At 67.7% G+C, this 10,787-nt stretch carries 12 protein-coding genes; 9 read left to right on the top strand and 3 right to left on the bottom strand.

Going from position 1 to position 10,787, the window contains the following annotated elements; translation table 11 throughout:
• Positions 1 to 28: 28 nt before the first annotated feature.
• The gene (locus tag WG921_RS06400) at positions 29 to 1,330 is read right to left on the bottom strand and encodes an ABC transporter substrate-binding protein (protein ID WP_340108372.1); all 1,302 of its coding nucleotides are present in this window, start codon (positions 1,328 to 1,330) and stop codon (positions 29 to 31) included.
• Positions 1,331 to 1,656: 326 nt separating this feature from the next.
• Here WG921_RS06400 and ispH point away from each other — a divergent pair, with 326 nt between their 5' ends.
• The 7 genes from ispH to recF all read left to right on the top strand — a co-directional run bounded on the left by ispH (position 1,657) and on the right by recF (position 7,945).
• Positions 1,657 to 2,607: a 4-hydroxy-3-methylbut-2-enyl diphosphate reductase gene (ispH, locus tag WG921_RS06395; protein WP_340108371.1), complete on the top strand. Its 951-nt coding sequence runs from the start codon at positions 1,657 to 1,659 to the stop codon at positions 2,605 to 2,607.
• Positions 2,608 to 2,689: 82 nt separating this feature from the next.
• Positions 2,690 to 3,148, top strand: coding sequence for a DUF3429 domain-containing protein (locus WG921_RS06390; RefSeq protein WP_340108370.1), 459 nt, complete (start codon positions 2,690 to 2,692; stop codon positions 3,146 to 3,148).
• Entirely contained in the window at positions 3,145 to 3,780 is a 636-nt protein-coding gene (locus tag WG921_RS06385; RefSeq protein ID WP_340108369.1) for a class I SAM-dependent DNA methyltransferase, read from the top strand. Before WG921_RS06390 ends, WG921_RS06385 begins: the two co-directional genes overlap by 4 nt.
• Complete coding sequence (rnhA, locus tag WG921_RS06380; RefSeq protein ID WP_340108368.1) at positions 3,773 to 4,264, top strand: ribonuclease HI; 492 nt, start codon at positions 3,773 to 3,775, stop codon at positions 4,262 to 4,264. The genes WG921_RS06385 and rnhA overlap by 8 nt, the downstream gene beginning before the upstream one ends.
• The gene (locus WG921_RS06375) at positions 4,261 to 5,478 is read left to right on the top strand and encodes an aminotransferase-like domain-containing protein (protein WP_340108367.1); all 1,218 of its coding nucleotides are present in this window, start codon (positions 4,261 to 4,263) and stop codon (positions 5,476 to 5,478) included. Before rnhA ends, WG921_RS06375 begins: the two co-directional genes overlap by 4 nt.
• 192 nt (positions 5,479 to 5,670) lie before the next feature.
• On the top strand, positions 5,671 to 6,786 hold the full coding sequence (gene dnaN, locus WG921_RS06370) for a DNA polymerase III subunit beta (RefSeq protein WP_340108366.1): 1,116 nt from the start codon (positions 5,671 to 5,673) through the stop codon (positions 6,784 to 6,786).
• A gap of 49 nt (positions 6,787 to 6,835) precedes the next feature.
• Positions 6,836 to 7,945 carry a DNA replication/repair protein RecF gene (gene recF, locus WG921_RS06365; RefSeq protein WP_340108365.1) on the top strand — a complete coding sequence of 370 codons (1,110 nt, stop codon included), beginning with the start codon at positions 6,836 to 6,838 and terminating at the stop codon, positions 7,943 to 7,945.
• Positions 7,946 to 8,000: 55 nt separating this feature from the next.
• Here recF and WG921_RS06360 read toward each other — a convergent pair whose 3' ends face one another.
• Positions 8,001 to 8,594: a 2-hydroxychromene-2-carboxylate isomerase gene (locus WG921_RS06360; protein WP_340108364.1), complete on the bottom strand. Its 594-nt coding sequence runs from the start codon at positions 8,592 to 8,594 to the stop codon at positions 8,001 to 8,003.
• 173 nt (positions 8,595 to 8,767) lie between these two features.
• Between WG921_RS06360 and WG921_RS06355 the strand changes: the two genes are divergently transcribed.
• Together WG921_RS06355 and WG921_RS06350 are read left to right on the top strand one after the other, a co-directional pair.
• Positions 8,768 to 9,064 (top strand): hypothetical protein, encoded by a 297-nt coding sequence (locus WG921_RS06355; RefSeq protein WP_340108363.1) that lies wholly within the window; start codon positions 8,768 to 8,770, stop codon positions 9,062 to 9,064.
• Positions 9,065 to 9,067: 3 nt separating this feature from the next.
• On the top strand, positions 9,068 to 10,291 hold the full coding sequence (locus WG921_RS06350) for a Bcr/CflA family efflux MFS transporter (protein WP_340108362.1): 1,224 nt from the start codon (positions 9,068 to 9,070) through the stop codon (positions 10,289 to 10,291).
• Here WG921_RS06350 and WG921_RS06345 read toward each other — a convergent pair.
• Entirely contained in the window at positions 10,279 to 10,698 is a 420-nt protein-coding gene (locus tag WG921_RS06345; RefSeq protein ID WP_340108361.1) for an EVE domain-containing protein, read from the bottom strand. The two genes, WG921_RS06350 and WG921_RS06345, sit on opposite strands and share 13 nt — an antisense overlap.
• Positions 10,699 to 10,787 lie beyond the last annotated feature (89 nt).

Raw genomic sequence — 10,787 nt, 5'->3', positions numbered from 1 at the left:
TGACGGGGACGAGCCCCGTCGGATCAACTCACTCGCATTCCGCGCCGGGGAAGCCGGCGTTGATCCAGTCCAGCGCCTTCTGGTCCGCCGGAGGATTCACGCAGCGGGCGGGGAAGCGGATGATGTCGCCAAGGATGACGTCGCCCTTGTCGTTCTTCATCGACTTGCCGAAGCCGATCGGCTGAATCGCCTGATGGCCGTTCCCGTTCATCATCTCGATCAGGCCGCCCGGGCTTTCCCAGGAGCTGTACTTCATCGCCGCGGCGAGCTGGTCGGAGGTCGGCTTCACGCCGCCGTTTTCCGCCATCGCCTTCTCGACCGCCGTCTTCAAACCGAGCAGCGCCTGCGCCATCCGGTAAGGGGCCTGCACCGGCATCACGTCGTATCTCTCGCGGTAGATTTCATCCCACCAGCGGTTGAGAGGGGTGTCGGGCGCCATGAAGCTGTAAGCGCCGCGCGCGCCAACGATCACGCCCTCGGGCATGTTGTTGCCGAGCGGCGGCATCGCGTGGTCAGCCGCGGAAAGCACGACCTGGCTCCGCTGAAAGAGCCCGCGCGGCAGCGCCTGAAGGATCAGCGCCTGAACGTCCCCGCCCCAGAGCGACGAATGAACGAGATCCGGCTTCTTCTGGAGAAGCGCGGAGATCTCCGTGCCGTACTGGCCGGCGCCGAAAGCCGGGAAAATCTCGGCCGTCACCTCGGCGTCGGGATAGAGCTGCGCCATCGACGCCTTGAAGTCGCTCCAGCTGTCATGGCCCCAGGCGTAGTCCTGATTGATGCCGGCGAATGTCTTCACGTCGACGCCGGTCGCCTTCATGTAGCGGACAAGGCCGACGTTATCCTGCGTCGCATGGGCGGCGGTGCGGAAGACATACTCGTAATCGGCGTCCTCGAAGATCCGCGGCGTGCCGCAGTCATAGAGGATGGTGAACTGCTTCAGCTCATCCGCCACGGGCGCCACCGCGAGGCAGTCGCCGGAACCGACATAGCCGATGACGACATCGACATTCTCACGCTGCACGAGGTTGCGGTATTCCTGCACCTGCACCGTGGCGCCGCCGGCCTCGTCGATCACCACCGCGTCGATCTGCATGCCGCCCATGCCGGGCGTGTCATAGGGCGCGGGCGCCTCGCCGGCGTTCAACTTCTCGACCAGCAGCTTGCCGCCGTCCCAGGCCGGAACGCCGAAGCTCTGCGCGGCCTGCCCGGACAGGAAGGTGACGATGCCGATCTTGAATGTGTCCTGCGCCGTCGCGGCGCCCGAAGCCGCAAACGCGGCCGCGCCGATCAGAGCGGCGGTCAGGCCGGCCCGTTTGAAAGGGTGTCGCATTCGGTAGTTTCCTCCGTTTAGGATCCGCCTTGCATTAATTGCGACGGATTTCTTGTTTGTCATTCAACGCCTTCGTGAACACGCCTGAAATCAAGCGCGCCACCGGCTGCCAGTTCGATCTTGCTTGCCGAATGCCTTACCTCTCATTATTGCTTTTCGTCAACGGGTCTTTCGCTCGACTGAAATCATCCAAGAAATGCTCTGGATGACTCGCATCGGCGAACCGCCGGGTCGAAGAACCCGGAAAAGGGCGGCGCCGAGACGCGGAAAAGACCGCGCCGCCGCCAGCTTTCCATCCGCGCGACCCTGATGTAACTCTCCCATCCATGGAACGACCAGCCCTCACTCTCCGTCTCGCCGCGCCCCGCGGGTTTTGCGCCGGCGTCGATCGCGCCATCCGGATCGTCGAGATGGCGATCGAGAAATGGGGCGCGCCGGTCTATGTCCGGCATGAGATCGTGCACAACAAGTTCGTGGTCGACGAGCTGCGCGCGAAAGGCGCGGTGTTCGTCGAGTCGCTGGACGAATGCCCCTCCGACCGGCCGGTGATCTTTTCGGCGCACGGCGTGCCGAAAGCGGTGCCCGCCGCCGCCGCCTCCCGCGAGATGATCTTTGTCGACGCCACCTGCCCCCTGGTGAGCAAGGTTCATATCGAAGCCCGGCGCCATCATGAAAACGGCCTTCAGATGGTGATGATCGGCCACCGGGGCCATCCGGAGACGATCGGCACCATGGGTCAGCTCGCCGAAGGCGAGGTGTTGCTCATCGAGACCGCCGCCGATGTGGCCACGCTGGAGCCGCGGGATCCCGAGCGCCTCGCGTTCATCACCCAGACCACGCTCTCGGTCGATGACACGGCGGAGATCGTGGCGGCGCTCAAGGCCCGGTTTCCAGCCATCGTCGGCCCCCACAAGGAAGATATCTGCTACGCCACCACCAATCGGCAGGAGGCGGTGAAGGCGATGGCGCCCGATATCGACGCGCTGATCGTCATCGGCTCTCCGAACTCCTCCAATTCGCAGCGGCTGGTCGAGGTCGGCCGCCGCGCCGGCTGCGGCTATGCGCAGCTCGCCCCCCGCGCGGCGGATATCGACTGGCGCGCGCTCGAAGGGGCGACGGCGGTCGGCGTCACGGCGGGCGCGTCGGCGCCGGAAGTTCTGGTCGAGGAGGTCGTCGCCGCTTTTCGCGAGCGCTACGACGTGACGCTGGAGACGGTGGAGAGCGCGGCGGAGACCGTTTCGTTCAAGACGCCGCGCATATTGAGGGAGCCAGCCTGATGATTGAAGACCGCACTCCCGCCGCCCGGCCGACCGCCGGCGGGCGCCGGGCTTTCATCGCCAACGCCCGGCGGTGGCGGGCTTGATCGCCGCGATCCCCCGGCCGGCGCTCGCTCTCGGCCTTCTCGGGCTCTCGCCGTTCGTCTATGGCGCGGCGGCGGCGCATTGGCGTGGACTCGAGATCGCATATGCGCCGCCCCTGATGATCATGGAGGTCTACGGGCCGGTGATCTTCGCCTATATGGGCGGCGTCTTCTGGGGCTTCGCCTGCGGGGCCAACCGCGCCGGCGGGCGCGCGGGGTGGCGCTGGCTCGGGCTGGCGGCGGCGCCGGCGCTCTTCATCTTTCTCGCGCTCTTCATCGCGCCGGGCGAGGCGGTGCCAATTCTTCTTTTCGCCTTCCCCGCGCTCCTGCCGATCGATTTCGTGTTCTGGCGCGCGCGCCTGGCGCCGCGCTGGTGGCTTTCGCTGCGGTTTGTTCTCACCGCGCTCGTCACCGGCTGCCTCTGGGTCGCGGCCGAAGGCGCGGGATTCGCGCTTTGAGCAACGACGCCCCGCAAACCGGGCCGGACGCGGATGAAGCCACGCTCGGCTTTTACGACCGCGAAGGCGCGGCCTACGCCACCTGGTCCGCGCCGAGCGGCGATCATGTCTGGCTGGAGCGGTTCATCTCGCTGACGCCGCCGGAGGGAAAGCTCCTCGACTTCGGCTGCGGCGGCGGTTGGGCGACGAAACGGATGCTCGATCTCGGCCGGCGGGTCGACGCGTTCGACGGCTCCGCCGCGCTGGCCGAAGAAGCGTCGAAACTGACCGGCATCAACGTGAAGGTGATGCGCTTCGAAGGGCTGAACGAAGCGGCGCGCTACGCTGGGGTCTGGGCGTCATTCTGCCTTCTGCACGCGCCTCGGCGCGCGATGCCCGGGCATCTCCGGCGGATCGCCCGCGCGCTGGTTCCGGGCGGGGTCTTCTATCTCGGGCTGAAGCGCGGCGCCGGCGAAGCGCGAGACCGCTTCGGCCGGCTCTACACCTATTTCGAACCGGAGGAGATCCGCGCGCTTCTGGCCGAGGCGGGGTTCGAGGCCGTCGAGATCGACGAGACCGAAGACGCCGCTTATGGCGGCGGCTCCGAGACCGCGATGCATATCTTCAGCAGGAAGGGGGGAGCGGATGGCTGAATTCATCGCCTATACCGACGGCGCATGTTCCGGAAACCCCGGCCCGGGAGGCTGGGGCGTGCTTCTGATCGCGCGCCGGAACGGAGAGATCGCGCGCGCGCGGAGCCTGAAGGGCGGCGAGGCGATGACCACCAACAACCGGATGGAGCTGACCGCGGCGATCGAGGCGCTGAACGCGCTCGCCAAGCCGACGGCGATCACCATCGTCACCGATTCGACCTATGTGAAGGGCGGCGTGACGCAGTGGATCCACGGCTGGAAGCGGAACGGCTGGAAGACCGCGGCGCGAAAACCGGTGAAGAACGAAGACCTGTGGCGCGCCCTCGATGAGGCGCAGGCCCGCCATCAGGTGACCTGGAAATGGGTGAAGGGCCACGCCGGCCACGAAGAGAACGAGCGCGCCGACCTCCTGGCGCGGGAGGGGATGGCCCCTTTCAAGCCGGGTCCGGCGAAATCAGCCCCACGGAAGGAAGACAAGAGATGAGCTTCGACTTCAGCGCCTTCACGCGGAAAGATCTGCCGCCGCCGCCGCCGCCCTGGACCGGATTCCCCGAATTCAACTTCGTCGGCGGCCACAATGACGAAGGCTCGGTTCCGGTCGAGGCGTTCCGCGCCGCCGCCGACGCCGTGCTCAAGAGGGAGGGGGCGACCCTCGGCACCTATTTCCTGCAGAGCGGCCCGCTCGGCTATCGGCCGCTCCGCGAGTTCCTCTCCGCGAAACTGAAACGCGCCGCGGGGATCGAGGCCGACCCCGACGAGATCATGCTGACCTCCGGCTCTCTTCAGGCGATCGACCTGATCAATGCGGCGATGCTGGAGCCGGGCGACGCGGTGATCGTCGAGGAATCGAACTACGGCGGCGTTTTTCCGCGGCTCGACCGGGCCGGCGCGCGGATCGTCACCGTTCCGGTCGATCGGGACGGAATGGATATCGACGCGCTGGAGGCCGCGCTGGAGCGGTTGAAAACCGAAGGCGTGAAGCCGAAATACATCTACACGATTCCGACCATCCACAATCCGACCGGCGCGATCATGCCGCTCGAGCGGCGCCAGCGCATGGTCGCGCTCGCCGCGCGTTACGGCGCGCCGATCTTCGAGGACGATTGCTACGCCGACCTGATCTGGTCGGGCGAGCGGCCGCCGGCGCTCCACGCGGTTGATCGCGAGGGTCTGGTGATTCATGTCGGCTCCTTTTCCAAGTCGATCGCGCCCGCGCTCCGCGTCGGCTTCATCGTCGCGCCATGGGACATGCTTTCGCGGATCCAGTCGGTGAAGCACGACGCCGGCTCCGGCGCGCTGGAGCAAATGGTGCTGGCGGAGTACTGCGCCGCGAATTTCGACGACCACGTCTCCGCGCTGAACAGGACGCTGGAGGCGAAACTCGACGCGTTGACCAACGCTCTCGACGAGCATTTCGGCTCATCGGTCGAGTACGAGCGCCCGCCGGGCGGCATCTTCCTCTGGGTGAAGCTGCCGGAAGGAGTGGAAAGCGCGCGCCTCGCGGAGGTCGCGCTCGCCGCCGGCGTCGCGGTCAACCCGGGGCGGGACTGGTCGAAAGGCGCGGACGCCGGCCGGCGGATCCGGATCTGCTTCGCCAATCCCGACGCGGCCACGATCAACGCCGGAATCGCCAGGCTGGCCGATATCTGCCACGCCGAATTCGGAACTCCGGAGATCGGCGGCAACCGCCGGCGGTGAGCAACCTGAGCGCGCGCGCCGAAACCCGCGGCGGCGCGCCGGGCCCCGCGACGGGGATTTTCGCATCCATCGCGGGAGCCGACCTCTTTCATCCGCCCCCAAAGATTGACCGCGGTCCGGAATCGGTTAGGCTCCCTCGTCCATTCAGAAGGGCGCTTGCCGTTGTCGACGGGCGCGAGAGGGACCGAAGACATGAAATTCAGCATAGAGCGGGCGGCGCTGTTGAAGGCGATGAGCCGGGCGCAGGGCGTCGTCGAGCGACGGACGACGATCCCGATTCTCTCCAACGTGCTGATCGAAGCCGAAGGCGCCGTCGTGTCGTTCCGCGCCACCGATCTCGATATCGAGGTTCGTGAGGAGATGCCGGCGATGGTCGCCGCCGCCGGCTCCACCACCGCGCCCGCCCATGTTCTTCACGATATCGCCCGCAAGCTTCCCGACGGCGCGACCGTGACCCTCGACGACAGCAGCGGCGACGGCCGGCTGGAGATGACGGCGGGGCGCGCGCGCTTCACCCTGCCCACCCTCCCCCGGGAGGATTTCCCGGTGATGGCCTCCGCGGAATACGCCGCAAATTACGAGATTCCCGCCCCGGTCATCCGCCGCCTGTTCGAGAAGGCGAGCTTCGCCATCTCCACGGAAGAGACCCGCTACTATCTCAATGGCGTCTATCTTCACGCGTCGGACGCGACGCCGCCGACGCTCCGCGCGGTCGCGACGGACGGCCACCGCCTCGCCCGGATCGACGCCGCCCTGCCGGACGGCGCCGCGGGGTGCCCCGGCGTGATCGTCCCCCGGAAGACGGTGGGGGAGCTTCGCAAGCTTCTGGAAGACGATGAGGCCAGCATCGCCGTGTCGGTCTCGGAGACCAAGATCCGCTTCGTCGCCGCCGGGCTCACGCTCACCTCGAAGGTGATCGACGGCACCTTCCCCGACTACACGAGAGTGATCCCGGCGAACAACACCAAGCGGCTCGAAGTGGACGCGGCGGAATTCGCCCGCACGGTGGACCGGGTCGCCACCGTCTCCGCCGAGCGGTCCCGCGCCGTGAAGCTCACGCTGTCCGAGGACCGGCTGACGCTCTCCGTCAACGCGCCGGACACCGGCTCCGCCACCGACGAGATCGCCGTCGCCTACGCCGACGAGCCGATGGAGATCGGCTTCAACGCCAAATACCTGCAAGAGATCGCCGGCCAGATCGACCGGGAGAACGCGGTCTTCCTCTTCAACGGGCCGGGCGACCCGACGCTGGTGCGCGAGAACGACGACGACAGCGCGATCTACGTCGTCATGCCGATGCGGGTGTGACCTCTCCGCGGCCGGCTATCCGCCGGCCCGCGCCCTGAGACCCTCCGCAATGGCCACGCTCCGCTCTCTCGTATTGTCGCATTTTCGCTCGCACGAGACGTTCGCGCTCGAGATGGACGGGCGCCCGGTCGCCTTTTTCGGGCCGAACGGCGCCGGCAAGACCAATATTCTCGAAGCGATCTCCCTGCTTTCTCCGGGCCGGGGCCTTCGCCGCGCGCCGGCGGACGATCTGGCGCGCCGCCCCGACGCCGTCGGCTGGCGCATCCGCGCGCTGATCGAAACCCGGGCGGGCGCGCATGAGATCGTCACCGGCGCCGCGCCGGGCCAGCGCCGGACGCTGGAGATCGACGGCAAGACCGCGCCGCAATCGGCGCTCGGGGCGCTTTTGCCCATGCTCTGGCTCACCCCCGCGATGGACCGGCTCTGGATCGAGGGCCGGGCGGAGCGGCGCCGGTTTCTCGACCGCGCGACGCTGAGCTTCGAGCCGGAGCATGGCGAGCGCGCCATCGCCTATGAACGCGCGATGCGCGAGCGAAGCCGGTTGCTGGCCGAAGGCGCGCGCGATCCGTCCTGGCTTCGGGCGCTGGAGGCGAGGATGGCGAAGGCCGGCGTCGGGATCGCCCGCGCGCGCGCCGAAACCCTCGCCCGCCTGATCGCGGCGCAAGAGGGCGCGGAGACCACCTTTCCCCGCGCCGGGCTCCGAATCGAAGGCGCGCTGGAAGAGCGCTTCGCCGCCGCCGCCGAGCCGCGCGCGCAAGAAGCCGAAGCGGAGGCCGCCTTCGCCGAGGCGCTCGCCGCCGGGCGGCATGCGGACGCCGCCGCCGGCCGGGCGCTCAAAGGCCCGCACCGCTCCGATCTGATCGCCACCCATGAGGCGAAGGGAGTCGAGGCCCGGCTCGCCTCGACCGGCGAGCAGAAGGCGCTGCTGATCTCCATCGTTCTGGCGAACGCGCGCGCCCTCGCCGCGGAAAGCGGCGCGCCGCCGGCCCTCCTGCTCGACGAGATCGCGGCGCATCTCGACGCCAACCGGCGCGCGGCGCTTTACGACGAGATCATCGCGCTCGGCGCCCCCACTTTCCTGACCGGCGCCGAGCGGGAGCTTTTCGTCGCGGCCGGCGCCCGCATGGCCCTGGTCCCGGTCCAGGGCGGCGGCGCTTGACGGCCCTCACGGCCTTCATCGACGGATCGGCGGCGGCCGACACGCCGGGGCTGGTTCAGCCTTTCATCAGCTCCGCCTCCACGAACTCCATCCGGTCCTTGCCCCAGAAAAGCTCCTCGCCGACGAGGATCGACGGAACGCCGAAGACCCCGCGCTTCAACCCTCCATTCGTGCTTTCAACCAACTCCTCCCGGATCTGCGGGCTTTCGCTCAGCGCCTCGAACTCCGCCGGATCGACGCCGAGCGCCGCAACGATCGGCGCGAGGCCGGCGTAATCCTGGATGCTGGCGTCGTTGCGCTCCCAATAGGCGGCGAAAATCGCGTCGATATAAGCGCGCTCCCGCCCGAGCCGGCGCATCGCCAGCGCGCCGCGGAGCGCGCGGCTGGTCTTGATCGGGAAGACGTCCGGCATCCTGAACGGAAGATCATAGCGCTCCGCCCAGCGGGCCAGATCGCGCTTCCGGTTCGCGATCTTCATTGGCGGCTCGTCCATCAGAACGTAGTCGTGCGCCCGAAACACATAGCCGAGATTGAACGGATGAAGCGTCAACGTCGCCTCCGCGCGCGCCAGAATCGGCTCCAACAGCTTCAACGCGAAATACGTATTTGTGCTGCCGATATCCCAATACATCTCAACTGTTCGGCCCATGCGCGTGCTTCCCCTGTTTTTCCTCGGGCGGAGATTAGACGCGGAAGCCCAACGCCGACAACCTTCCTGCGAGAACCGCGCGGCGCGCGCGCCAGCCATGCGAAAAGGAGGGAGCGGCCATGAGTTGACGTCGCCCGAGACGCTGCCACAATCGCGGAGGGAGGATGTGCGCCATGAGCCAGAGCGACGACGCGATCATGACCGGCGCCGAATCTCAGCCTTTCAACGCCAACCGGATGAACCGCCTCCGCGGCGAGACGCCGATCGGGATCCGCGCGCTTCGCCATGAAGGCGCGCCCGCGCCGGCCGTTGAAGGGATGGCGCCGCCGCTGACCGCCGAATGCGGCGCCGGCCGCGCCTGCGCCCCCGCGGCCGCCCCGCCCGGGGCTGTCGGGCGCGCCCGCCCGATCGGGGTCTTCTCGCGGAACCGGGAGACCGATCCGAGCTCCTCTTTCTCCGCGCATGGTTAGCCCATGAGCTTTCCAGGCGTCATCTTCGCCGACCGTCGGACGCCGCCGACGCTCCTCACGCTGATCCTTCTGACCTCCGTCAGCTCGCTGACGATGAACGCGTTCATCGCGTCGTTGCCGGCGCTGGCGGACGATCTCGGAACCTCATACGCCTTCATACAGCTCGCGGTGTCCGGCTATCTGGGCATGACCGCGCTCATGCAGCTCGCCATCGGGCCGCTTTCGGACCGGTACGGGCGGCGACCGGTGATCCTCGTGTCGCTCGTGATCTTCACATTTGCGTCGATCGGCTGCGTCCTCGCCACCGACGCCGTCACGTTCATGATCTTCAGAATGACGCAGGCCGCCATCGCGACCGGGATCGCCCTGTCGCGCGCGATCGTGCGGGATCTTCTGCCGGCGGAGGAATCGGCCTCGATGATCGGCTACATGACGGCGGCGGTGGCGCTCGTGCCGATGATGGGGCCGATGTTCGGCGGGGCGATGGAGGAGGCGTTCGGCTGGCGCTCCACTTTCTGGGCCTTCGTCGTGCTCGGCGGCGTCGTGCTGGTCGTCTGCTGGCTCGACCTTGGCGAGACGCATCACAACCGCGCCTCCAGCTTCACGAAACAACTCGGCGCCTACCCGGATCTTCTGCGCGCGCGCCGGTTCTGGGGCTACACCATGACGGCGGCCTTCGCCTCCGGCTCCTTCTTCGCCCTGCTCGGCGGCGGCCCTTATGTGGCGCGAGAGATCTTCGGCCAGAGCCCGGCCGCGACCGGGCTTTATCTCGGCATGCTCGCGTTCGGCTACATGCTGGGCAATCTGGTGACCGGCCGATATGCGCAGGAGATCGGCATCAACCGGCTGATGTTCATCGGGTGTCTGATCGCGTCAACCGGCATCGGCGTCGGGCTGCTCGTGGATCTGTTTGTCGTTCAGCACCCGCTGGCGGTGTTCGGTTTTTGCGTCTTCATCGGCCTTGGCAACGGCCTGACGATGCCGACCGCCACCACCGGGCTTCTCTCGATCAGGCCCGGCCTCGCGGGGAGCGCGTCAGGGCTGGGCGGCGCGATGATGATCGGCGGCGGGGCCGCGGTTTCCGCGGTCGCCGGCGCGATCCTCAGCCCCGAAAGCGGCGCGTCGCCGCTTCTCATGCTGATGTTCGCCACCGCGGTTCTATCCGCGCTCACCTCGCTTTACGTCATCCGCCGGTCGAAGAGCGTCGCCGCGCATCACGGCTCATAGCCGCCCAACTCGCAGACCACGCGCCATTCCTCCGCCGTCACCGGCTGCACGGAAAGGCGGGAGTTGTTGACCAGAACCATGTCCTTCAGCCGCTCATCCGCCTTGCACATCTCCAGCGTGACCGGCTTCGGCATCGGCGCGACGGCGCGGATATGAACGCATTCCCAGCGCGGATCGTCGGTGGTCGAATCCGGCGCGCTCGGCGCCGAGACCTCGACCACGCCGACCACGCTCTTCTCGTCGATCGAATGATAGAAAAACCCGAGATCGCCAACCTTCATCGCCCGCATGTTGTTGCGGGCCTGATAGTTCCGGACACCGTCCCATTCCTCGCCCGCGGCGCCCTTCGCGACCTGGTCATCCCAGCTCCAGGCGCCAGGTTCGGACTTGAATAGCCAGTAGGCCATGAAGAGGCTCCCTTCCGTCACCGCAAACCAGCCTCCGTTCTAGCCGCCGCCTCTCCGGAAATCCATCGCGCCCGGGCCGGGCGGCCGGG

Source organism: Paludibacillus litoralis, from assembly GCF_037646705.1.
GTDB classification, from domain to species: Bacteria; Pseudomonadota; Alphaproteobacteria; order Rhodobacterales; family Rhodobacteraceae; genus Pikeienuella; species Pikeienuella litoralis.
This window is presented reverse-complemented; position numbering and strand designations above follow the sequence as displayed.

What these genes read in the sequence shown, in the direction of transcription:
- WG921_RS06400 (WP_340108372.1), bottom strand. Translation starts at nt 1,330, where the DNA reads ATGCGACACCCTTTCAAACGGGCCGGCCTGACCGCCGCTCTGATCGGC.
- ispH (WP_340108371.1), top strand. Translation starts at nt 1,657, where the DNA reads ATGGAACGACCAGCCCTCACTCTCCGTCTCGCCGCGCCCCGCGGGTTT.
- rnhA (WP_340108368.1), top strand. Translation starts at nt 3,773, where the DNA reads ATGGCTGAATTCATCGCCTATACCGACGGCGCATGTTCCGGAAACCCC.
- WG921_RS06375 (WP_340108367.1), top strand. Translation starts at nt 4,261, where the DNA reads ATGAGCTTCGACTTCAGCGCCTTCACGCGGAAAGATCTGCCGCCGCCG.
- dnaN (WP_340108366.1), top strand. Translation starts at nt 5,671, where the DNA reads ATGAAATTCAGCATAGAGCGGGCGGCGCTGTTGAAGGCGATGAGCCGG.
- recF (WP_340108365.1), top strand. Translation starts at nt 6,836, where the DNA reads ATGGCCACGCTCCGCTCTCTCGTATTGTCGCATTTTCGCTCGCACGAG.
- WG921_RS06360 (WP_340108364.1), bottom strand. Translation starts at nt 8,594, where the DNA reads ATGGGCCGAACAGTTGAGATGTATTGGGATATCGGCAGCACAAATACG.
- WG921_RS06355 (WP_340108363.1), top strand. Translation starts at nt 8,768, where the DNA reads ATGAGCCAGAGCGACGACGCGATCATGACCGGCGCCGAATCTCAGCCT.
- WG921_RS06350 (WP_340108362.1), top strand. Translation starts at nt 9,068, where the DNA reads ATGAGCTTTCCAGGCGTCATCTTCGCCGACCGTCGGACGCCGCCGACG.
- WG921_RS06345 (WP_340108361.1), bottom strand. Translation starts at nt 10,698, where the DNA reads ATGGCCTACTGGCTATTCAAGTCCGAACCTGGCGCCTGGAGCTGGGAT.